This window comes from Vibrio sp. 2132-1, assembly GCF_033344315.1.
Window position 1 is genome coordinate 124,805 of record NZ_JAWPON010000011.1, and the last position, 23,838, is coordinate 148,642.

Sequence of the window (23,838 nt, forward strand, 5' to 3'; positions counted from 1 at the left end):
TCGTTGATTTCCTAGTCATCCTCTACTGACAATCTACCCAACTGTTATTTATACTTAACTGCAAATCTTACCCATGTATTGTCACAGATGATGTTTGGGCCCTGTTCCAGTTCATAACTATCGGATCGACAAAATGATAACGAAGAACCTTCCTCTTACTGATTTGCACCGTCACCTCGACGGTAACATTCGTACTAAAACGATTCTTGAGCTAGGCCAAAAGTTTGGCATTGCCCTACCAGCGTACGATATTGAGTCTCTCACTCCTCACGTTCAAATTGTCGAAGCGGAACCCTCTCTTGTTGCTTTCCTTTCTAAGCTCGACTGGGGTGTTGCTGTACTGGGCGATCTAGATGCGTGTCGTCGTGTCGCGTACGAAAACGTAGAAGACGCGCTAAACGCACAAATCGATTACGCAGAGCTGCGTTTCTCTCCTTACTACATGGCGATGAAACACAAACTACCAGTAGCGGGGGTTGTTGAAGCCGTCGTGGACGGTGTGCAAGCGGGTATGCGCGATTTTGGCGTGAAAGCCAACCTGATCGGTATCATGAGTCGCACATTTGGCACTGACGCATGTCAACAAGAACTGGACGGCATTCTGAGCCAGAAAGATCACATCGTTGCCGTCGACCTTGCGGGGGACGAGCTAGGCCAACCGGGTGATCGCTTTGTGTCTCACTTCAAGCAAGTACGCGATGCTGGCCTTGGGGTAACGGTCCATGCTGGTGAAGCAGCAGGTGCAGAGAGCATGTGGCAAGCAATCAATGAGCTGGGCGCAACTCGTATCGGTCACGGCGTAAAAGCGATTCACGATCCAAAACTGATGGATTACCTAGCAGAAAACCGCATTGGTATTGAATCTTGCCTGACGTCAAACTACCAAACAAGTACAGTAGAAACGCTAGAAAACCACCCTCTCAAGCAGTTCCTAGAGCATGGCGTTCTTGCGTGTCTGAACACTGACGATCCAGCGGTTGAAGGCATCGAACTGCCATACGAATACGAAGTAGCAGCACCAGCCGCTGGTCTGAGCCAAGACCAGATTCGCCAAGCGCAAATCAATGGCCTTGAGATTGCGTTCCTTTCAGAAGCAGAAAAAGCGGAACTGAGAGAAAAAGTAAAAGATCGCGCTTAAATCCAGCGAAAACATAAAAAATGCCAGCATCTGCTGGCATTTTTTATATCTTGAATCTGTATCTCTGATTAAATAACACGAGAGAATTGTTGCTGACGCGCCTTCGCTCGCAGGTACTTATCGAAGCTCATACAAATATTACGGATCAGCAAACGACCTCGCAGCGTCACACGAATTTCATTGTCATCCACTTCCACCAGCTCATCGTTAATAAAGGTCTGAAGTAGCTGTAAGTCTTCTTTAAAGTACTGATCAAACTTCACTTTAAACTCAGACTCAATGGCTTTCTTGTCTAACTTGAAGTTACAAATCAGCTGCTTAATCACTTCACGACGGAGCAAATCATCGGAGTCCAGCGAGACCCCTTTCCATAGAGCGTGACGAAGTTCGTTGACTTGAGCGTAGTATTTCTTCAGCTCTTTCTGGTTTTGCGCGTAAGCATCGCCGATCATCGAGATTGCAGAAACACCAAAGCCAACCAAGTCACATTCACCTTGTGTGGTGTAGCCTTGGAAATTGCGATGCAAAATACCTTCGCGCTGGGCAACAGCAAGTTCATCGTCCGGCAAAGCAAAGTGGTCCATACCGATAAATTGGTAGCCAGCACCAGTCAGTGTCGCGATGGTGTCTTGCAGAATCGCCATCTTCTCCTCTGCTTTTGGCAGGTCTTCGTCTTTAATCTTACGCTGTGCTGCAAATAGCTGTGGCATGTGCGCGTAGTTAAACACGGATAGACGGCCCGGCTGCATCTCTAGCACTTGTTCTAGAGTCTTGGCAAAAGATTCTTTGGTCTGCTTCGGTAAACCGTAAATCAAATCTAGGTTCGTCGAACGAAAGCCTAACTCTTTTGCGCGCGCAACCATCGCAACGATGAACTCTTCATCTTGCTCACGATTCACCAGTTTTTGCACTTCTTTGTTGAAGTCCTGCACACCGATGCTCAAGCGATTGAAGCCTTCACTACGCAGATGATCCAGCATGGTCAGCTCGATTTCACGCGGGTCAACCTCGATACTGATTTCAGCATCGCTACTAAAAGTAAACTCTTGGCGTAGCAGGCTCATTACACGCGTGATTTGCTTTTCAGAGAGAAACGTCGGTGTACCACCACCAAAATGCAATTGCGTCACAGTGCGACCAACAAGTAATGCAGCACGTTGACGAATTTCGTGTTCAAGCACGTCGAGGTATTCATCCGCTTTGTGCGAGTGGCGTGTAATGACTTTATTACATCCACAGTAGTAACAAAGCTTGTGACAGAACGGAATGTGTACGTACAGCGATAATGGGCGTTCTGGGTATTGAGTGCATGCCATATCATAATCAGAAATGGTGAACGCTTCATGAAACTCCAGCGCCGTTGGGTACGACGTATAACGAGGCCCGGAATAGTTGTACTTATCCAATACCGCTTGATCCCAGACGATTTGCTGTTTCGATTCAGTGTGTTGATTCGACATGGTGGTACTTTCCGTTAAATGCTAGGGCAACGAAAGCCGTCACCCGATATTCAGAGCCGCTATTTTGCCATACGACGATGACAAGCGTGGCAACGCCGACTGGCTTTTTAAGTATAAAACTAAAGAAGTGCTAGCGTGATCACGATACCCCCATTAGCCATAAGGAGACTATTGGGGGTCGCGCTTAAATCATCTGAATATTGATTTGATTATTCAGTGGCTGGACGTTTTTCTGCAACACTTTGAGCTCCTCAATAATCGCATCAGTGAGGCGGCTTTCCGCTTTATGACGCGTCAAGTTCTGTTGCATACGCTCTTTCTTGGCAAGTTGTTGGCGTTCTTCGCCACGCGCCATATCTTTCACGATGTGGTAAAGCTCAGAAATCGCAGGGTACGTTTTATCGAAATCAACGCGGTCTTCACCTTGTACATAATCCATGATGTTATACACACGGATACTGATTTCAGATAAATCGCACTGGCCTTGAATGCCCGCCTGACACAAGGTATGCACATTCTCAAAAATGTTGGCGTTACGTTTGTCTATCGCCAATTTTTGATGCTTCAGCTGCAATTCCTTTTGCTTTTTCAATTGAAGCAGAAGGTAACCTGCATAAGAAGCGAGTGCGATGATAATCACAACACCAGCAATAGCTAATAAGGTTACATTCATAGCTTAATTATCCTTTATAGTCGTCGAAATTAATGTCGTCGAAATCTGCCAGCAAGTCATCATCGTTGCGCGTGCTTTTCTCAGCAGGTGCAGTGAAGTCTTCCTCTTCTTCAGGTTCCAACAAACCTAGTTGGTCCATTAGCTTCTCAATGCGATCGAGCTTCTCATCGACGAATTTCTGTAGACCTGTGCCCAGGTTTTCACCCGCTTCAATACGGTCTAGCAACACGTTCAATTGCGCGTCATTTTCTAGCATCTCTAGTTCTTGCTCTGCCGACAAACGACGCTCTTGCTTCGTCATTTTCTTCGCAGGTTCAACAATCAGAGGTATTTTCTTTTTGCTGCCTAAGCGCGGGTCGCGATTTTGTGCAGCAGCTTGCTTTTTCTGCTCGTTAACTTCTGAGTTACGGTTACCCGTTTTCAGACCTTTACGCTTTTTAGCACGCTTGCGTAAGCGGCCTTCCACATCAGATTCTGTACGGTTACGAGTTACAACAAACTCAGGTGCACCAGCGGCACCCGGTTTTCTAGATTTTTTACTACGGCTCATTACTGGGCTTTCCTCAGTAAAATTACATCATTACCAATAAATTCGAGTTCGAGCTTATCCCGCTCAGCTAGGAACTGGAACGTTTCACGGCTAAAGAACACCACATGAGTTGGATCGTTCTTGTAGTGCCATGATTGAAAGGCTTCAACATCGATGACCATTTTCGTCATCAGGCCTATCCAGCCCCCTGGCTTAACTAAATTCAACCATTGCTTCCACACCAAATCTGGGTGGTAGAGGTGCTCTATCACCTCTGTTGCTGTCATGAAGTCGTACGTTTTTTCTAAAACCGACGTATCAGGGTGGTAGTAGAGATCGTACAACGCCATGTTGTGCCCCGCCTCTTCCAGCATCAAGGAGAGCGTTGGGCCAGGACCACAACCAAAGTCGATACCATTTGATTGTGGAGAAATTCGCTCTGTGATCGGGTCAGCAATACGCGACAAAAAGCTTCGGTAACCCAAATCATCGGGGTTGTTCTCATGCAAATCATAGTGAGCTTTTTCGCTTTCCGCATCCAAACGTTGGTCTGGATTTACGAATACCAAGCTGCACTGCTCACATTGAAGATATTCACGACGCTTATCTTCAAAATAATGGTGAGTGCGCTGATTTTGGCATAAAGGACAGGTATGCATGCTGACTTCCTCAAACAGGGATGCGAAACATACCAGAAAGTGAACTCGGATTGGAGTGTTGTTGAGTATTTTTTCAGCAATTTTTATTAAAAAACTTTGTTTACAACCTATAAAGCTAAATAAGTGCAGTAATCTCAATTCAAGTTACGACTGAGCAAGTCAACGGATATAAAAAAAGCGACAGTCAGACTGTCGCTTTCTAAGTGCCATCAATTGGCGAAACTGTGTTGCACACATTTGGTGCACCAATGATCCCTTTGTTTTTAGAGCTTTCCCTGCCAAAAAGAGTTGTTTTTCATCTTCCTGATGAGTTTTGGCTATCCGTTTACTTCCTGTCTACTGAGCAACTTCCTGTGCCTGATCCGTTTCACTGTCTTAACCGTCAGACGAGATGACCATCCTTATCTGATAGGCTCCCTACCTATCTAAATCCCTTTCTAAATCACCAAGCATCCGAGCTACATCCTTGGAGACCTAAACCGTGGTCTTAAATCCTTACATTCACTCCCTGTGAACGACTTCTACTTTACGCCATCCCGTTATGCTCACAAGTAATGGGTTGAAAAAATAATCCGCCTATTTTTCTAAAAAATCAAAATTATCATTTAATCAAAAGCTTAAAAACACTAACAAGAAAAAGCCAACATCAAGTATGGCAAATGTCTCACAAACTGCCGAGCCAACTATCGCTTTCGCATCCAAACTCGACTGTGATATCTGTCACGAACAAAAATGCCCTAGTGGATTCACTAGGGCATTTTTGTACAAGTTGCTCGAACGATGTAGGGACATCTACCCAACCAGCTCAAGATGCAGGATCTTGAGCGATTTAGGTATATTAGTGCAGACCGCCAACGTATTTAGACAGCACTTCGATATCTTCGTCTGTCATTTTCTTCGCGATGTCGCGCATCATGGCATTCATATCATTGCCACGGTCGCCATCACGGAATTTTTCTAGCTGAGCTTTGATGTAGTCAGCATGCTGACCAGAAATTTTCGGGAAACCTGAAAGCTCAGTACCGTTGCCACGAGGACCATGACATGCAATACATGCGGTTAGGCCACGCTCGGCATCACCAGCGGTATAAAGCGTTTTGCCTTTTGCTACTACATCTTCAGGTGTTGAGTTTTCTGAAACTGGTAGCGAAGCGTAGTAAGCAGATAGGTCTGCGATATCTTCATCGCTCAGTGGCATTGCCATACCACTCATTACAGGATCGTAACGACCTTGTTTACCACCACTTGTCATGCCTAGCTTAAGTTCTTTTAACTGCTTCTCAAGATACTTAGCGTGTTGGCCTGCGAGTTTCGGGTACGTTGTTATTGCACTGTTGCCATCTGCTCCGTGACAGGCGACACAGGTTTGTGATTTTGCTTTACCAGCCTCAATATTACCTTGGGCCCATACTGAGCAACTGGCTAAAAGACTCAAAATTAGCGCTAATTTCTTCATGACATTCCATTATAATTATCAAGCTTCCAGTACCACGGAATGTGAACATACCGCGTACACTCATGGTACAATAGGCGACCTTATGCCGAGCACGGTTATTTTACACATTTTCACAAAAAAGTAATCAATCGACTACACAAAGTCGAGATGGAGTTAACAGTGAGCGTAAAAATTCATTACCAAAATACGCATTTCATCACCAGCGCACCCGATATTCGTCACCTGCCGGAAGACGAAGGTGTCGAAATTGCGTTTGCAGGACGCTCAAACGCTGGTAAATCGAGTGCACTTAACCGTCTAACTAATCAAAAAAGCTTAGCCAAGACATCAAAGACACCTGGTCGTACGCAATTAATCAACCTTTTCAAAGTAGAAGAAGGTTGTCACATTGTCGATCTACCTGGATACGGTTTTGCTCAAGTACCGGTAGAGATGAAAAACAAATGGCAGAAATCTTTGGGTGAATACCTACAGAAACGCGAGTGCCTAAAAGGCTTAGTGGTTCTAATGGACATTCGTCATCCAATGAAAGATCTCGACCAACAAATGATTTTCTGGGCCATCGATAGCCACATTCCTGTGCAGGTTTTGCTAACCAAAGCAGATAAACTAAAAAGTGGTGCACGCAAACAAACTCTACTGAAAGTTCGTAAGCAAGTAGAAACTTTCGGTGGTGACGTTTCTGTTGATGTGTTCTCTTCACTTAAAGGATTAGGTGTCGATCAGCTACGTGCAAAACTGGATACCTGGTTTGCACCAGCACTAGCGCACCTGATAGAAGAAGACGAACAAGAGACACCAGCGAGCGATGAAGAATAATTAACAATATTTGTTAAATTTCTTCGACACGGCCCTGCCATTTGGTGGGGCTTTTGTTTATCTGAACTAAATAACAGGCAATAAAAATCCCCGCCTTCCTGGCAGGGATAACGGGAGAGAAAAATTGGTAATTATTGTTATGTGACGAAGCATTGCTGAACTGAGATTCGATTTCAATAGGTTAAAAAGCGCTCTTGTTTCCTGTGTATCACCAAACATTCACTCCAAAAACACCCAATAGCGTTACAATTCAGACAGTTAAGCCAAGCAAATCTTCAAAAAGATGTAACTTAGTTTCTTTCAAGAAAAAATAATAGTGTGACTGGCGTAAATTTACAGGATGAATAACGCAATAAATTTGAAGGAAAAATCGAGATTTTGCAGTGACTTAGAAAGGTCAAAAAAGAAGGTTTTTGAAGGCTAACTTTAAGCTGCTGATCCAAAAGAATAATTTTCTTTCGCCCAATAAAAAACGCCCCAGTCAAAAACTGACTGGGGCGGCTGAATCAGCCTAATCCAATAACGTGAAACAAAAGGTCTGAAAGATAGAACATCTTACCTCTGTACCCTACGAGTATTAATGTACAACAATTGGTCAGAATTGCAAAGAATTTTTGTAGTTTTTTTTCATGAAATTTTTATTAAGCAACATCAAAGTTAACTTTGCGCTAGCTTTTTTAATCTCAAAAAAAAGCCAGCGTTTGTGCGCTGGCTCATAATTAATTGGTTATTTTGGTCTAAAAGTGACTAATGAGCTTGATCCCAGTTATCACCGTGACCTGCTTCTGCAACCAACGGTACTTTTAGCTCTGCTGCAGATTCCATCAATTTCTGTACTTTACTTTCAATTTCGGACAATGATGACTCTTCAACTTCAAAGACCAATTCATCGTGTACTTGCATTAATAACTTCACACGACCATTGCCTTCTTCCTGAATCCACTGATCAACCAACAGCATCGCTTTCTTAATGATGTCCGCAGCCGTACCTTGCATTGGTGCGTTGATTGCCGCACGTTCAGCAGCTTTACGACGCATCCCGTTGCGCGATTTGATTTCTGGTAAATGCAAACGTCGACCAAAAATCGTTTCAACATACCCTTTATCTGCTGCCGTGCTGCGTGTGTCTTCCATGTACTGCATCACGCCTGGGTAACGTTCAAAGTATGTATCCATGTACGCTTGAGCCTCACCACGAGGAATGCCTAATTGCTTCGCCAAACCAAACGCACTCATGCCGTAAATAAGACCGAAATTAACCGCTTTCGCACGACGACGTTGCTCACTTGAAACGTCCTCAATAGAAACACCCATGATTTCTGCTGCGGTTGCCGCGTGGATATCTTTGCCATCACGGAATGCATTCAATAAAGCTTGGTCGCCAGAAAGGTGCGCCATGATGCGCAGTTCGATTTGCGAGTAGTCGACCGCTAAGATTTTATGCCCTGATGGCGCGACAAACGCTTGACGAATACGACGGCCAGCTTCGTTACGAATTGGAATGTTCTGTAAGTTCGGATCAGTAGAAGATAGACGACCCGTTGCAGTCACTGCTTGGTGGTAAGAAGTATGCACGCGACCCGTTGATGGGTTGATCATCTTCGGCAGTTTGTCGGTGTAAGTTGATTTTAGCTTCGCCAGACCACGGTATTCCAAAATCAGTTTTGGTAGTGGGTAGTCTAGCGCGAGTTCTTGCAGAACTTCTTCATTCGTCGATGGTGTGCCTGATGGCGTTTTCTTCACAACCGGTAAACCCATTTTTTCAAATAGGATGGCTTGTAATTGCTTTGGCGAGTTCATATTAAACTCTTGCTCAGCAATTTCGTACGCTTTCTTTTCAAGCTCATCAAGGCGAGCGGTAATCTCGACCGACTGCGCACTCAGCTTCATTTCATCGATAAAGACCCCAGTGCGTTCAATGCGCGAAAGAACTGGCACTAACGGCATTTCAATCTCTTCGTAAACTGTCTTCAGGCTTTCATCCTGCTCGATATTAGCAAACAAGCGATTGTGCAGACGAAGGGTCACATCCGCATCTTCTGCCGCGTATGGCGATGCTTGTTCCAGTTCGATTTGGTTAAACGTAAGCTGATTTTTGCCTTTACCTGCAATTTGCTCAAAAGAAATGCAGCTGTGCTGTAGGAAGCGAAGCGCCAAGCTGTCCATATCGTGTTTACCGCCGACACTGTTGTAGATATACGATTCCAACATCGTGTCGTGCTTGATACCTTTTAGCTCAATGTCGTAACGAGCGAGTACAGACGCATCATACTTTAAGTTTTGACCGACTTTTGCTTTCGCTGCATCTTCAAGAATTGGCTTCAGCTGTTCTAGTACCCAATCACGATCAAGCTGTTCAGGCGCATCTAAATAGTCATGTGCAACTGGCACATAAGCCGCAATACCTTCATCGACAGCGAATGACAAACCAACTAGATTCGCTAGCATGTAATCTAGGTTATCGGTCTCCGTATCAAATGCAAACAGCTCAGCCGTTTGAAGTTTATCTAGCCAAGCATTGAAGGTTTCTTTATCCAGAATTGTTTCATATTGGCTGCGATCGATTGTTACCGCAGAAGTTTCCATCTCGGCTTGAGAAGAAGAAGCTTGTGAAGATCCTGCAAGCTCTACGGCCTCCACAGATCCAGAACCGCCTTCAAGTAGTTCATTCAACCAAGATTTAAACGTCAGTTGACCATACAGCTTCACTAATTCGTCTTTATTTGGTTCCGCTTTCAGCAATGATTCTGGCGTTTCCTCAAGCTCAACATCCAATTTGATGGTCGCGAGCTCATACGAAAGCATGGCATTTTCTTTGTTGTCGATGAGCTTTTTCGCCATGGTTTTAGAACCACGGAAACCAAGCCCTGCAATATCATCGAGGTTTTCATACAACTTCGTCAGACCACCAATACCTTGCAGTAGTGCGGTCGCTGTTTTATCACCGACACCCGGTACACCAGGAATGTTATCTACTTTATCGCCCATCAGTGCTAAGTAGTCGATGATCAACTCAGGTGGAATGCCAAACTTTTCAACCACACCTTCACGATCCATTACGACGTTCGTCATGGTGTTGATCAAGGTAATGTTATCATCCACTAGCTGCGCCATGTCTTTATCACCAGTACTGATCAATACAGGCATGCCCTTTTGTGATGCTTGGTATGCTAACGTACCGATGACGTCATCCGCCTCGACGCCAGGAACACAGATCAGCGGCAAACCCATTGCACGAATAACATTGTGTAATGGTTCAATTTGACAACGCAGGTCATCCGGCATTGGCGGACGATTCGCTTTGTATTCTGCATACATATCATCACGAAAGGTTTTTCCCTTTGCATCGAAAACCACCGCGATGCGCTCAGACGCAAACTGACGCATCATGCTGCGTAACATGTTCACGACGCCGTAAACGGCATTAGTTGGAATTTCACCATTGCTCATGGTGCCCGGGTAGGCGTGAAAAGCGCGATATAGGTAAGAAGAGCCGTCGATAAGGATCAACGGATTTTCAGGAATACTTGCCATAATTGTCTGTATCCAATTCAGTACTTGAGAGATCTGCCTAGGATGCCATGACTGCTGATCTGAATCTATCTTGTTCGCTCGATCTAGGTCGCGTAAATTTTTCCGACTTTATTCACGAAAACACCACCCCCTGTGGATAACTCTGTTTATAGAAATTATCCACTGGTTATCCAATAACAAAAAACACAAGAAAACACCAACTCAAACTATTGATTTATAATAATAAATCCACATAACGGCGAGAAGATCAACGATCCTAAAATGATCATCGCATGTGGAAAAGATATTAATAGTGACGTCAAATAGAAATCGTAGAAAAGAAAAAAGCGACCCGAATGGGGTCGCCTAGCAGAAGTGGTAAAGCAAATTCTGTAAATAGAGCAGCTTAACCAAGAAGCTATAAATTACACTGGAAGCAATGTGAGCAATGTCGTGTCAAAAAGAATTCGTGCAAGTTCTCGGAAAAATGTTTCATCACTTCTCAACTTTCAGTTAATTAACTTCTGTTAATAAGTCACTCAACGTCCTTGTGAACTTTCCTCATTCCCTAAGACAGGTTTAATAATAATGATTCTCATTTCGTAGTCAACAGTTAAATGAGAAAAAATCTCATTTATTTTCACATTGCTTTAATGAAATGCACTCGAGACTCTCGAAGATTTACTTTTTCTTCAAACTTTTCAATGATATAGCCATTTCTCAATAACAAGCGAAGCATAGCCGGAAACTGGTTTCGAGATTTCACTTTTAATGTGTTGTAGCCTTGTTCTGCCACCCAATCCTCTTGAGCTTCCAAAAGCAGCTGTGCCACGCCTTCATTTCGAGCTTCAGGGACAACACCACCTAACCAGCTATAGAAAACACCATCCTCTAATTCGTAACCTATTTTGAAGCCGACAATCGTGCCATTTTTTTCTGCAACGAGGATTAAACTGTTTTTCTCTTCTAAACGTTGAGTCATGGAGTCTACCGTTTCTCCTTTCGAAAACTCGGTAACACGCGCCACAACTTGAAGTGCTTCTTCCAATGTGCCTTCACGAATCAGCATTGTCATTGTTCTCTTCTCCAAAATAAAAATACCCAAGCACCTTGGATTGTTACTGTTGTAATCCGCCTGAGGTTACTTGGGTATATACAGACGAACAACTCTTGTTGGTCTGGTATTTCTCACTGAGCGATAATTACTCTTCTGTCGCTTCCGGAGTACGATTTAGGTGTTGAGCAGTTTGTGCATTCTCTTCTGCCAACCACTCAGCAACGTCTTTCGCAAAGTACGTTAAGATGCCATCTGCACCTGCACGTTTGAAGCACAATAGTGATTCCATCACAATTTCACGCTCTTTGAGCCAGCCATTCATGATCGCCGCTTTATGCATCGCGTACTCGCCAGAGACTTGATAAGCAAATGTCGGTACTTGAAGTTCAGTTTTTACTCGGCGAACTACATCTAAGTATGGCATACCAGGTTTAACCATCACCATGTCCGCACCTTCATTGATGTCTAGCGCCACTTCGTGAATCGCTTCATCAATGTTTGCTGGGTCCATTTGGTAGTTTTTCTTGTTGCCGCCTTTTAGATTTGAAGAAGAGCCAACCGCATCACGGAATGGTCCGTAGTAGTTCGATGCGTACTTAGCCGAGTAAGCCATGATTTGAGTATGAATATAGCCCGCGTTTTCTAATGCTTCGCGGATCTTACCAATTCGGCCATCCATCATGTCTGAAGGCGCGACTACGTCAGCACCCGCTTCTGCATGAGACAAAGCCTGCTTAACCAATACTTCTGTGGTTTCATCATTCATTACGTAGCCATCTTCATCGATGATGCCGTCTTGGCCATGTGTCGTGAATGGGTCAAGTGCCACGTCTGTGATTACACCAATTTGAGGAATGTGTTCTTTAAGCGCTCGTACTGCTCGCTGAACCAAACCTTCTGGGTTGTAGGCTTCAGTAGCACATAGGCTTTTAGCGTCTTGGTTTACGACAGGGAAAAGCGCGATTGCTGGAACGCCTAGATTTGCAAGGTATTGTGCTTCTTCTAGCATTAAATCAATCGACAAACGCTCTACACCCGGCATGGACTCCACGCTCTCACGACGATCTTTACCCATAAGAATGAACATTGGGTAAATCAGATCATTAACAGAAAGTTGGTTCTCAGCCATCAAACGACGACTAAAATCGTGCTTACGTAAACGACGCATACGGCGTGCAGGGAATGGACCTTGAATTGATACAGACACCATTTTCTCCTTGTCTGGACGGTTATGATGATCAAATCATCTGGTGAACAAAATCATATCACTCTTGATGCATGTTGCGAGTGACAATCTGGAAAAAGGTAATGAAAAAAACTGAAAATGACCCAGCACTCACACTCAAGTATACTTCGAATACGAAACCAACCATGAAGCACAGAGAGTAACGATGATCGATACCCACGCGCACATCTATGCTAGCGAATTTGATAACGACCGCGATGAAGTAGTACAACGCGCCTTAACGCAAGGCATTAATAAAATCCTGTTGCCAAACATCGATCTGGACTCTATTGAGCCCATGCTACAAACCGAAGCGGCATATCCTGACGTATGCCACTCAATGATGGGGCTGCACCCTTGTTATGTGGACAGCAATGTTGAACAAACGTTGGAGATCATCCGCGGTTGGTTTGAGAAACACAAGTTTATTGCGGTGGGCGAAATCGGTATCGACCTATATTGGGATAAAACCTATCGTGCTGAGCAAGAAATGGCGTTCGTAGCTCAACTTAACTGGGCAAAAGAGATGGATTTACCGGTCGTTATCCACACTCGTGATTCGATTGAAGAAACACTCACTTTGCTACGACAAGAGCAAGATGGTCGTCTGCGTGGTGTATTCCACTGTTTTGGAGGCAGCTTAGAAGAAGCACAAGCAATCAATGAGCTAGGCTTCCACTTAGGCTTAGGTGGCGTATCAACCTTTAAGAATGGCGGGATGGATAAAGTCATTCCACATTTGGATATGCAGTGGGTCATTTTAGAAACCGACTGTCCATATTTAGCGCCGGTGCCACACCGTGGCAAACGTAATGAACCAGCCTACACTTCTCTCGTTGCACAACGTGTTGCCGACTTGCGTGATGTCGACATCGCAACCATCGATGCCATAACGACTGAGAATGCCAAAAAGCTGTTTAATATTTAATTCACGAGAATTGAAAAAGCGACGAAATCAACGTCGCTTTTTTATCACCTAAACTATTGAATGAACGATTCAACCCGTTGAAATAGTAGAACAATCCATACAAAATTATTGATAAACATAATAATTAACTAGCAACTCTACTTACTTCTCATATCGTCACTTTACTTCGTCCGCTTTGCAAAACTGTCGACAACTCGACACATTATTTTTCTATACTGATTTACGCCCATTAATTAGCACAAATGTAAAACAGCATGAATATGGAAGTTGAAGTGTGTACACATGGTGCTTACTTACAACGCGTACCGCGCAGTTTTTTTCAAAAGCTGCTGGGCATCAAGGAAGTATACGTATGCACAAAATGTGGTTACGTCATGAAAGTTAAGTAATTAGCCCAAGAAAAAACCAACCGCAAAAAAAGCGGCTCAATTGAGCCGCTTTTCACATCTAGATTAGCCTTATTCTTCGGTTTCCGCTTCTACTTCTTCGCTTCGACGAGTATAAAAACGCGCGAAGAACAAACCGACTTCAAACAGTAAACACATCGGAATAGCGAGTAAGGTTTGCGAGATCATGTCTGGTGGCGTTAACACCATACCTACGACAAACGCAGCCACTATAATATAAGGACGTTTCTGTCTTAAATCTTCTGGTGTAGTGGCCCCAGTCCAACACAACAAAATAATCGCAACAGGCACCTCAAATGCGATACCAAACGCCATAAATAGCGCCAGCACAAAGTCGAGATAGCTAGAAATGTCGGTCGCAAACTCTACACCACCCAATGAGATAGCAGTAAAGAAGCCAAACACTAGTGGAAACACCACAAAATACGCAAATGCCACACCGCAATAAAACAGCAGTGAGCTGGAAAACAGCAACGGCATAATCAAACGACGCTCATGTTTGTATAAGCCAGGAGCAACAAAGGCCCAAACTTGATACAAAATAAACGGCACCGCAATAAATACCGAAGCAATTAACGTCAGCTTAAGTGGCGTAAAAAAAGGTGACGCTACATCCGTAGCAATCATGGTCGCGCCTTCAGGTAGACGCTCTACTAAAGGTGCGGAAACAAACTCGTAAATGTGGTTAGAGAAATAAATTAGTCCAACAAACACGACCAACACTGCGAGGATTGAACGCAGTAGTCGGTTGCGAAGCTCCAACAAATGACTAATTAAAGGTTGTGTCTGCTCGACGGTAGACATGGCAAACCTCTTATTAAAAACCAGATCAAAAAGGAGCTACCAATCACTAGTAGCTCCTCCTAATGAGACTATTCGGCTTTCTTATCTGCCGCTGTAACCTTGCTCTCTTGCGCTTTCTCTACCTTTTCTGCTGCTGGCTCTGTTTTTACAGGCTCAGCCTCTGAATCGGTGTTCTTTGCGTAAGGACGATTTACAGATTGCGCTGCCTTCTTCAACTCTTCAACTGAAGATTTCAACTCAGGGGACAAATCATCCATCCCCATTTGTTCTGCTTTGCGCAAGTTTTCTTGCAGCTCTTGGACTTTCAGCTCGTGTGACAATTCGTCTTTGACGCTATTTGCCATACTCTTAGCGGCACCGATAAAGCGAGACACGCTGCGAATAGCATGAGGCAAACGCTCCGGCCCAAGAACGACCAGACCAACAACAGATATTAATACCAGTTCCCAAAAACCGATATCAAACACGTTTTACGCCTGCTCTTTGTCTTTTTTCGTTTCAGGAGCAGCTTCTTTTTTCTGCTGCTCTTCTAGACTTTTTGGTTCGAAGTCTGCGTCTTTGTCATTTTTCGCAGGTTCATCTTCGCTCATCGCTTTTTTGAAGCCCTTAACGGCACCACCCAGATCGCCACCGATACCGCGTAGTTTCTTTGTTCCGAATAGCAATACAACAATTACAGCAATGATTAGAAGTTGCCAAACACTGATACCACCCATTCTCTTTACCTCGGGTCTTTAAACAAACAAAAATATTTCAAGAGTTTAACGTCTATTGACGATAAGCTCGCCAACTAAGCAGCCAAAATGTGACACCTGCGATACCGCAGGCCAACGAAAGCTGCTCAAAAGCATCGTTCACCAATATTGCCGAGCATACGACTAAAGTAGCGCCAACGCCAAACAAAAACTTTCCTGTCGCCTGCTGGCGCTTGCTCTGGCGATACCCTTGATAAAGCTGATCCATACGTTGATTCATCGCTTTACCTTGTTTCAGGCTATCGTAAAGTAGCTCTGGCAGTTCAGGTAATTTCTCTGCCCAAAATGGTGCGCGGTCTTTAATCGCATTCACTAGAGCTTGTGGCCCAACTTGATTCATCATCCATTCCTCCAGGAATGGTTTTGCGGTCTCCCACAAATCAAGTTGAGGATATAGCTGCCTACCAAGCCCTTCCACGTACAACAGCGTTTTTTGCAACAGTACAAGCTGTGGCTGAACCTCCATATTGAATCGACGTGCCGTATTGAACAAATTCAACAACACATGACCAAAGGAGATTTCGCACAATGGCTTAGCAAAAATAGGCTCACACACAATGCGAATCGCGAACTCAAACTCATCGACATTGGTATCCGCAGGCACCCACCCTGAATCCACATGTAACTCAGCCACTCGGCGGTAGTCACGATTGAAAAACGCCAGGAAGTTTTCCGCCAGATAACGCTTGTCTTCGCTATTAAGTGTACCAACGATTCCGCAATCTAGCCCTATCCACATTGGGTTCTCTGGATGTTCGGGTTTGACGAACACATTACCCGGATGCATATCGGCATGGAAAAAGCTGTCTCGGAACACCTGAGTGAAGAACACACTCACACCGCGTTCCGCGAGCAATTTCATATTGGTGCCATTTGCTTTCAAGCCTTCAATATCAGAGACTTGAATGCCATATATTCGCTCAGAAACCATGACAGTTTCATTACTGAAGTCGGGAAAAACTTCAGGAACATACAATTCTTCGCTGCCCTCAAAGTTGCGGCGCAACTGAATGGCATTCGCCGCCTCACGTCGCAAGTCGAGTTCATCAAGCAGGGTTTTCTCGTACTCACGCACGACTTCAACTGGTTTTAAACGACGTGCTTCAGGCATCGCTCCGGCGACTATACGCGCCATTCGGTGCATCAGTTTTAGATCTGAATCAATGACTGGGCGAATATCTGGGCGGATAACCTTTAATACCACTTCTTGGTTAGTGTCTTTTATGCGCGCAGTATGTACCTGAGCAATCGACGCAGACGCCAGTGGTTTGATATCAAACTCGGTAAACCATTTTTCTAACGGACCACCTAATGCTTGCTCCATCTGCTTTTTTGCCAACTCGCCATCAAAAGGCGCGACTTGGTCTTGAAGTAAAGCTAGGGGATCAGCGATATGCGGAGGAAATAAGTCACGGCGCGTCGACATCATCTGACCGAACTTAATCCAAACCGGCCCCAGCTCTTGCAGTGCTAAACGCAGACGTTCACCGAGTGGTTTTTCTGGATGCTTGTTCTTAATCCAAAACAAGCTTTTGCGCAGTAAAAGCGGAGCTTTGGTCAGTTGGTGATCGGGAAGCAGCTCATCTAAGCCGTATTCCAGTTGTACTTTGGCGATGTGGTATAAGCGCTTTAGTTCTGCTGGCGTCATGGTTTCTCCAATGCAGGCTTATCTGCATCCAGCTTATTCAGCAAAGCCGTTAAACGAGCTTCAATGCGAGAAGCCTGGCTGCGAACCTCATCAACTTGGTCGCAGAAATAGGCCACTTCTAACGGAGCGGGAGCCAGTTTCCATTCTTCAGTCACTACTTGTGCAAGATGACGCTGGTGTTTTTCTGCTTGAGACGCAAGAAAGTTGCCGATGTTTTTTGAACCTTGCACAAAGGTATGTGCGGCGACATCGCCAGTCACGCGAGACAACCACTCTTCAACATCTGGTTTGCAATCCACCATCAACTGAGAGAATTTCTGCGCCAATTGAATATCGCCTTCAAGTTCAAGTTTATCTTGTTTAATAAGACGAGTGATGTTGGCCTGATCGCGCAGCTCTGGTAATACACTCAAGTTGAGCGATAGATAGCAGTTAGGCTGCCCTTCGTAATGACCGAGCACATCAATTTGCTGACTAAAAACGAATGTCAGTGTTTTATTGATCTCTTTCAGGTGAACTTGAATAACTTGACCTTTTAGACGCGCTAAACGACGGCCCAATGCAGGGTCGTCTTTGATCAGTGTATTCAGTGACGTTTCAATCACAGCGGTGATAAGTGGTTCAAATGGCATGCCGTTAACCCTTAGAATTTATAACCGCGATGCAAAGCCACAATACCACCAGTTAAGTTGTAGTATTTGGTGTTTTCAAAACCTGCGTCTTGCATCATGCCTTCCAGCGTTTCTTGGTCTGGATGCATACGGATTGACTCCGCTAGGTAGCGGTAACTCTCTGAGTCATTCGCAACTAGCTCACCGATTCTCGGCAACAAGTGGAATGAATATGCATCGTATACTTTAGATAACGGCTCTAGCACTGGTTTTGAAAATTCCAACACCAATAGGCGGCCGCCTGGCTTCAGTACGCGGAACATTGAACGAAGCGCTTTGTCTTTGTCAGTCACATTACGCAAACAAAAACTGATGGTGATGACATCAAAATAATCATCTGGGAACGGCAGTTCTTCTGCGTTGGCTTGAACGTAATGCACGTTACCCACAATACCGTTATCACGCAGTTTATCGCGACCAACGTTAAGCATTGAGTTATTGATATCGGCAAGGATGACATGGCCTTCATCGCCAACAATGCGCGAGAATTTCGCCGTCAAATCCCCCGTACCACCACCTAGGTCAAGAATACGTTGGCCAGGGCGAGCGCCACTACAATCGATAGTGAAGCGCTTCCAAAGGCGGTGAATACCACCTGACATCAGGTCATTCATGATGTCGTATTTTGTTGCCACGGAGTGGAATACTTCGGCAACCTTAGTCACTTTTTCGTCTTTTGCCACTGTAGAGAAACCAAAGTGAGTGGTTTCATTCTCTAACGCTGTATTGGATTGCAAACTTGTGTCCGTCATTCTAATTCCTCTTAGGCAGCGCTTTCCTCTACGGGGCGTTTGTTGACAAATAAAATCGCCCACTGCACTGCGGGCGATTAGTTTACTTTATCCTCAGCCGGATGTCTTTCTACTAACGGGTCATTTTCTGAAAATGCATCACTCTGCGCTAACTGCGCGAGTTCGGAAGAAATCGGTCGTTTAATTTCAACTCCCAAGTGTTTAAAGCTTTCGGCTTGGCGAATCACATTTCCGCGCCCTGTGGCAAGCTTGTTCATCGCACCTTGATAGCTTTGATTCGCCTTATCCAGCGCACCGCCGAGCCCCTCCATGTCGTCTACAAACAATCGTAATTTGTCGTAGAGTTTTGTCGCACGCTGCGCAATCATTTTGGCGTTTTCATTTTGGCGTTCATTGCGCCATAGATTATCAATGGTGCGCAGTGCCACCAGCAACGTTGTTGGGCTCACCAAAATGATGTTTTGCTCCATCGCGTCTTTAATCAAGCTCGGATCGGCTTGAATCGCGACTTGGAACGCCGGCTCAACCGGAATAAACATAAGTACATAGTCCAAACTCTGAATACCTTTGAGTTTGTGGTAGTCTTTCATGCTTAACCCTTTGATATGTGCACGTAGAGCAGCTAAGTGCGCATTCAAAGCCTGATCGCGCTCAGCATCAGTTTCGGCGTTGAAGTAGCGCTCATAGGCAACCAACGCCATTTTGGAATCTACAACCACTTGTTTGTTCTGTGGGAGATGAACAATGACATCAGGTTGGTAACGCTTGCCTGCTTCATTTTGTAAGTTCACCTGAGTCTGATATTCGTGCCCTTCACGCAAGCCAGATTCGGCAAGTACCCTAGCGAGCACCACTTCGCCCCAGTTACCTTGTTGTTTGTTGTCCCCTTTCAACGCTTGGGTCAAATTAACCGCTTCGCGCGTCATTTGCTCGTTCAAACGTTGCAGGTTTTTCAGCTCATGCACTAGGGTATGGCGCTCTTTAGCTTCTTGGCTAAAGCTGTCATTAACGTGCTTTTTGAACCCTTCTAACTGTTCTCTAAGCGGTGACAACAAGCCTTCTAAACTCTGACGGTTTTGCAAATCGACCTTCGCGGTTTTTTCTTCAAACAATTGGTTGGCCAAGTGCTCAAATTGTTGTTTCAAGCGTGCTTCCGCTTGTTCTAAAATTTGCAGTTTTTCGGCATTAGCTTGGTTAATTTGCTCATGGCGAGCTTGCTGTTCACGCAGCTGCGTTTCTAGACGTGATTTGTGTTCACGCATTTGACCAAGCTCATCAAAGTATTGCTGGCGCTCTTGCTTTACAGCCTCGAAGTAACGTAGTTTTTCCATTGCTGCCATCAGCTTTCCATGTGTTTGGCGTACTTCAAACGCGGCTTTATCGCGCTCATCATCTAATTCATCCAACTCTTGCTGGGCATCGGCAAGGCTTTGCTTGACCTGTTCAAGTTGCTGTTGATGAAGCTGTTTTTCTGAAACAAGTTGTTGCTCGAGAAGCTGAGTTTGGGTGATAAAACGCTGTTTCACCCACCAACCGGCAGCGACACCACTAAGCGTGGCAGCACAAAGAGAAGAGAGAATGAGAGATTGGTACTCAAGAATCCATTGCATAATAGCGAGTTAGCCTGTGTTTTGTATCTATAACAATGGTATTTAGACACTGGATAAATGTCCAGTTTGTTGGATGAAAAATCCTCGCATACACTAGGCCTTCCTATAATATTCTTTCTTCCGCTCAAATTATCCAAACCGAGCGGCACATCATCACGCAGAGGCATCATGAACGAGCGTCGCGCCCTAGGATTTGGGCTCTCAGCAGTATTACTTTGGTCTACCGTTGCAACCGCATTTAAACTCACGCTGGCAGAATTTACGCCGATTCAAATGCTATGCATTGCCAGCATCGTCTCTGCGATTGCACTAACAGTAATCTGTGGTGTGCAAGGTAAACTGGGCCAGTTAAGCGCTACATTTTTCTCAAACCCTTGGTATTACCTACTGCTTGGGTTGATTAACCCTTTGGCGTATTACGTTATTCTGTTCAAAGCATATGACTTGCTGCCCGCATCTCAGGCTCAAGCGATCAACTACAGCTGGGCCATCACCTTAACGCTAATGGCCGCTGTTTTCTTAGGACAAAAGATCCGTGGTAAGGACTGGCTGGCTTGCGGTTTTAGTTATGTCGGCGTGATAGTGATTGCCACACAAGGCAATCTTTTAGGCATGGAATTTGAGAGCCCGTTGGGTGTTGGTCTTGCGCTGCTATCAACACTGCTGTGGGCCGGTTACTGGATTTTAAATACCAAAAATAAGGCCGACCCTGTGGTTGGCGTTCTGCTCGGCTTTTTGGTCGCTATTCCATTCGCCATTGGTTTAAGTCTTTATGAAGGTGCTGACTGGCAGATGATCTCAGCTAAAGGCTGGGCAGCGGTGACGTATGTCGGACTGTTTGAAATGGGGATCACTTTCGTTTTGTGGCTGAGCGCACTCAAATCAACGCAAAACACCGCGCGTATCAGTAATCTGATCTTTGCTTCTCCATTTATCTCACTCATGTTGTTAGCTACCATCATCGGCGAAGAAATTCATCCTTCAACCTTGATTGGCCTGGTATTGATCATCAGTGGCTTAGTCATTCAGCAAGTCTCATGGGGCAAGAAAACCAAAGCGGTAAACGCTTCTTAATCACCTATCAAAAGCCCTAAAAAACGATGCAATAAGTTGGATAAAAAAGAGATATAGATAACATTTTAATGATAGAAAGCACTTTACGCTGCTAGGATTTAGCTACGCGTTGGATACGATACTCACAAAGCCCAATAGCTTACGCTAGATTCTAATATAATTACCTTTGGGCGATTTAGGACTCGTTATTAATTATGTTTCGCTTCGCTATTCCTTCGCCTTTGATGGCAGACTGGCAACACGTTCTGCGACAATGCTGTGATGTAACTCAAGCTCAGGGACAGCTTTATACTCTGAGCGATACTCAGCAGTGGCTATCGACTGAGGTGTCCACCTCAACCCAAAATCATCGTGCTATCGTCGATGTGATAACGCAAGTTGTCGATCACTTTACGCCGACAGATTTTACAGTTAGCCATACCCCCTTTGAAGAGCAAACCTTGAGCATTGGACCGATTTGGCTACCTAATGGCGAATTGCTTGCCGTACTGACATTGACTCACCCTAATGATCAATCAACGGTTGTTTCGGCATGGCTAAGCGCAATCGCGGGGCGGATCAGCTTTGATATCAACTTGCACTGTCAGCAAGAACAAACGCGACATCAAAGCGCGGAAATAAAGCCAACACCAACACTACAAGAGTTTATCGACTGCCTTGAAGACCACGTGTGGATAAAAGGCATGGATGGCCTTTATTCGATGACCAACCGAAGCGTAGAAAACGCGTGGCAAAAAACCAACAGTGAAATCATTGGAAAAGACGATTTTGCCCTGTTTAGCCATGAACGTGCGGAAAAATTCATTGATGCCGATAAATTGGTGGTAGCCACTGGCACGCAAAATATTGTTGAAGAATGCCGTCAAATTGATGAAAACAATAACCCCACTTGGCTAGAAACCATTAAGTCTCCTGTCCGTGATCATGCGGGAAACTTAATCGGCATTCTGGGGATGACACGTAACATCACCCGCCGAAAAATGGTAGAAACGCAGCTCTCCTTAGCGTCCCAAATTTTCAACAATTCGCAAGAAGGCATGGTCATTACAGACCGCAATGCCAACATCATTGATGTAAACACGGCTTTTACCCAAATTACAGGCTACCGCTCTGAAGAGGTGATAGGAAAAAACCCACGAATTCTGCGCTCAGGCCATCATGATCAAGGTTTCTATCAACAGTTGTGGCATCAACTCGAAAACAAAGGCCAATGGAAAGGCGAATTCATCAACAGAAAGAAAGATGGCAGCATTTATCCGCAATTAGCGACCATTAGCGCCGTAATGGACGATAAAAACCACCTTATTAACTACATTTGTGTGTTTGAAGATATCTCTGTGCGTAAGGCACACGAAGAAAAGCTGCAGCGCATGGCTTTTTACGATCCATTAACCAATCTACCTAATCGCACCCATTTACTTAGCTTACTCGAGCAACACATCGAAACCGGACACAAAAACCAGCAGACGTTTGCCACCCTATTCTTAGATATCGACCATTTCAAACACATCAACGATAGCATGGGCCACTTCTGTGGTGACCAATTGCTGTCTAAGTTAGCGATTCGTTTGCAAGATGTGCTTCACCTCAATGCGCATGTGGCTCGCATTGGCGGCGATGAATTTGTGATTATTTTGCCAGACATCCATAGTGATGTTGCCTTATTGGAAACCGTCGGCGATATTCTAAGCGTATTCCAGCAACCATTCGACTTGGCAAATCACGACTCACTTCGTGTCTCGACCAGTATTGGTATTGCCTTGTACCCAAGAGACGGTCAAGACAGTGAAACCTTACTGAAAAACGCAGACACCGCGATGTACTTAGCGAAGAAAAATGGACGCAACGGCTACGCGTTTTACTCACCGGATTTGACCGATAAATCCGTATCCCATGTACGCATTCAATCCGCTTTGCATCAAGCAATAGAAAAACAACAACTCCGGTTAGAATTCCAACCGCAATACAACTTGGAACAAAATTCGATTGTCGGCGTGGAAGCTTTATTACGCTGGCAGCATCCAGAGTTTGGCCTTGTACCACCAGCAGACTTTATTCCAATTGCAGAAAAAACAGGGCTGATTCAAAGCATTGGTGAGTGGGTGTTACAACAAGCTTGTTTGCAAGGTAATGCTTGGCTGGACCAAGGCATCGAGTTTGGCAAAATCGCCGTCAATGTTTCTGCGTTGCAGCTTCAGCAGTCAAATTTCATTCAGCGATTAAGTACTATCCTCGATAACACCGGATACCCTGCCCAACGGTTAGATTTGGAGATCACAGAGAGCTTTTTACTGATCGACCCTCAACAAGCCATTGCATCGTTAAATCAATTACGAGAACTGGGTATTGAGATTTCTCTGGATGACTTTGGAACTGGCTATTCGTCTTTGTCTTACTTGAAAGGTTTGCCAATCAACAAACTGAAAATTGACCGCTCATTTGTCAGTGATGTCCCAAGTAATAGTGACAGCAACGCGATTGTGAATGCCATTATTGCCATGGGAAAAACGCTGTCGTTGAAAGTCGTCGCGGAAGGGATAGAAACTCGGGAACAAGCCGATTATTTATTCGAAAAAGGCTGTATTTATGGTCAGGGATATTTATTTAGTCAGCCAGTGAGCGCTGGAAAACTGTTTCGTTGAACCAGCTTGACCCTCAAG

20 protein-coding genes are annotated in these 23,838 nt (G+C 44.8%); 5 read left to right on the plus strand and 15 right to left on the minus strand.

The window, feature by feature from the left end; all coding sequences use genetic code 11:
- Window positions 1–133: 133 nt before the first annotated feature.
- Window positions 134–1,138 carry an adenosine deaminase gene (gene add / locus R8N47_RS14170; RefSeq protein WP_005379257.1) on the plus strand — a complete coding sequence of 335 codons (1,005 nt, stop codon included), beginning with the start codon at window positions 134–136 and terminating at the stop codon, window positions 1,136–1,138.
- Between the two features lie 68 nt (window positions 1,139–1,206).
- Here the strand turns inward: add and hemN are convergent, their stop codons facing one another.
- From hemN to R8N47_RS14195, 5 genes are all read right to left on the minus strand, one after another.
- Window positions 1,207–2,598: an oxygen-independent coproporphyrinogen III oxidase gene (gene hemN, locus R8N47_RS14175; protein WP_017635016.1), complete on the minus strand. Its 1,392-nt coding sequence runs from the start codon at window positions 2,596–2,598 to the stop codon at window positions 1,207–1,209.
- Between the two features lie 184 nt (window positions 2,599–2,782).
- Complete coding sequence (locus R8N47_RS14180; protein WP_005379254.1) at window positions 2,783–3,271, minus strand: DUF2489 domain-containing protein; 489 nt, start codon at window positions 3,269–3,271, stop codon at window positions 2,783–2,785.
- A 7-nt stretch (window positions 3,272–3,278) separates the two neighbouring features.
- Entirely contained in the window at window positions 3,279–3,821 is a 543-nt protein-coding gene (gene yihI / locus R8N47_RS14185) for a Der GTPase-activating protein YihI (RefSeq protein ID WP_005379252.1), read from the minus strand.
- Window positions 3,821–4,459 carry a class I SAM-dependent methyltransferase gene (locus R8N47_RS14190; protein ID WP_064353517.1) on the minus strand — a complete coding sequence of 213 codons (639 nt, stop codon included), beginning with the start codon at window positions 4,457–4,459 and terminating at the stop codon, window positions 3,821–3,823. The genes yihI and R8N47_RS14190 overlap by 1 nt, the downstream gene beginning before the upstream one ends.
- Before the next feature lie 838 nt (window positions 4,460–5,297).
- Window positions 5,298–5,915, minus strand: a complete 618-nt coding sequence (locus R8N47_RS14195) for a c-type cytochrome (RefSeq protein ID WP_005379248.1) — start codon at window positions 5,913–5,915, stop codon at window positions 5,298–5,300.
- Window positions 5,916–6,074: 159 nt separating this feature from the next.
- On the opposite strand from R8N47_RS14195, the gene yihA reads away from it, so the two are divergent.
- A complete protein-coding gene (yihA, locus tag R8N47_RS14200; protein ID WP_064353516.1) occupies window positions 6,075–6,734 on the plus strand; it encodes a ribosome biogenesis GTP-binding protein YihA/YsxC in 660 nt (219 codons plus the stop codon).
- A gap of 747 nt (window positions 6,735–7,481) precedes the next feature.
- On the opposite strand, the gene polA is transcribed toward yihA, so the two are convergent.
- From polA to hemB, 3 genes are all read right to left on the minus strand, one after another.
- Window positions 7,482–10,268, minus strand: coding sequence for a DNA polymerase I (gene polA, locus R8N47_RS14205; RefSeq protein WP_053303417.1), 2,787 nt, complete (start codon window positions 10,266–10,268; stop codon window positions 7,482–7,484).
- A 619-nt stretch (window positions 10,269–10,887) separates the two neighbouring features.
- Entirely contained in the window at window positions 10,888–11,322 is a 435-nt protein-coding gene (locus tag R8N47_RS14210) for a GNAT family N-acetyltransferase (protein WP_005379245.1), read from the minus strand.
- Between the two features lie 127 nt (window positions 11,323–11,449).
- Window positions 11,450–12,511, minus strand: a complete 1,062-nt coding sequence (gene hemB / locus R8N47_RS14215; RefSeq protein WP_031777176.1) for a porphobilinogen synthase — start codon at window positions 12,509–12,511, stop codon at window positions 11,450–11,452.
- 184 nt (window positions 12,512–12,695) lie between these two features.
- Here hemB and R8N47_RS14220 point away from each other — a divergent pair, with 184 nt between their 5' ends.
- Entirely contained in the window at window positions 12,696–13,457 is a 762-nt protein-coding gene (locus R8N47_RS14220) for a TatD family hydrolase (RefSeq protein WP_017821949.1), read from the plus strand.
- Between the two features lie 458 nt (window positions 13,458–13,915).
- Here the strand turns inward: R8N47_RS14220 and tatC are convergent, their stop codons facing one another.
- The 7 genes from tatC to rmuC all read right to left on the minus strand — a co-directional run bounded on the left by tatC (window position 13,916) and on the right by rmuC (window position 20,104).
- A complete protein-coding gene (gene tatC, locus R8N47_RS14225) occupies window positions 13,916–14,668 on the minus strand; it encodes a twin-arginine translocase subunit TatC (protein WP_005379234.1) in 753 nt (250 codons plus the stop codon).
- Between the two features lie 68 nt (window positions 14,669–14,736).
- Window positions 14,737–15,135: a Sec-independent protein translocase protein TatB gene (gene tatB, locus R8N47_RS14230; protein ID WP_033905892.1), complete on the minus strand. Its 399-nt coding sequence runs from the start codon at window positions 15,133–15,135 to the stop codon at window positions 14,737–14,739.
- Window positions 15,136–15,138: 3 nt separating this feature from the next.
- Window positions 15,139–15,384 carry a Sec-independent protein translocase subunit TatA gene (gene tatA, locus R8N47_RS14235; protein WP_005382958.1) on the minus strand — a complete coding sequence of 82 codons (246 nt, stop codon included), beginning with the start codon at window positions 15,382–15,384 and terminating at the stop codon, window positions 15,139–15,141.
- A 52-nt stretch (window positions 15,385–15,436) separates the two neighbouring features.
- Window positions 15,437–17,071 carry a ubiquinone biosynthesis regulatory protein kinase UbiB gene (gene ubiB, locus R8N47_RS14240; protein ID WP_005379226.1) on the minus strand — a complete coding sequence of 545 codons (1,635 nt, stop codon included), beginning with the start codon at window positions 17,069–17,071 and terminating at the stop codon, window positions 15,437–15,439.
- The gene (locus tag R8N47_RS14245) at window positions 17,068–17,703 is read right to left on the minus strand and encodes an SCP2 domain-containing protein (protein WP_005379213.1); all 636 of its coding nucleotides are present in this window, start codon (window positions 17,701–17,703) and stop codon (window positions 17,068–17,070) included. The genes ubiB and R8N47_RS14245 overlap by 4 nt, the downstream gene beginning before the upstream one ends.
- Window positions 17,704–17,714: 11 nt before the next feature.
- The gene (gene ubiE, locus R8N47_RS14250; protein ID WP_005379210.1) at window positions 17,715–18,494 is read right to left on the minus strand and encodes a bifunctional demethylmenaquinone methyltransferase/2-methoxy-6-polyprenyl-1,4-benzoquinol methylase UbiE; all 780 of its coding nucleotides are present in this window, start codon (window positions 18,492–18,494) and stop codon (window positions 17,715–17,717) included.
- A gap of 77 nt (window positions 18,495–18,571) precedes the next feature.
- Window positions 18,572–20,104: a DNA recombination protein RmuC gene (gene rmuC, locus R8N47_RS14255; protein ID WP_064353515.1), complete on the minus strand. Its 1,533-nt coding sequence runs from the start codon at window positions 20,102–20,104 to the stop codon at window positions 18,572–18,574.
- 168 nt (window positions 20,105–20,272) lie between these two features.
- Between rmuC and R8N47_RS14260 the strand changes: the two genes are divergently transcribed.
- Together R8N47_RS14260 and R8N47_RS14265 are read left to right on the plus strand one after the other, a co-directional pair.
- The gene (locus R8N47_RS14260) at window positions 20,273–21,178 is read left to right on the plus strand and encodes a DMT family transporter (RefSeq protein WP_005379208.1); all 906 of its coding nucleotides are present in this window, start codon (window positions 20,273–20,275) and stop codon (window positions 21,176–21,178) included.
- A gap of 194 nt (window positions 21,179–21,372) precedes the next feature.
- On the plus strand, window positions 21,373–23,820 hold the full coding sequence (locus R8N47_RS14265) for an EAL domain-containing protein (RefSeq protein ID WP_064353514.1): 2,448 nt from the start codon (window positions 21,373–21,375) through the stop codon (window positions 23,818–23,820).
- Window positions 23,821–23,838: the final 18 nt, after the last annotated feature.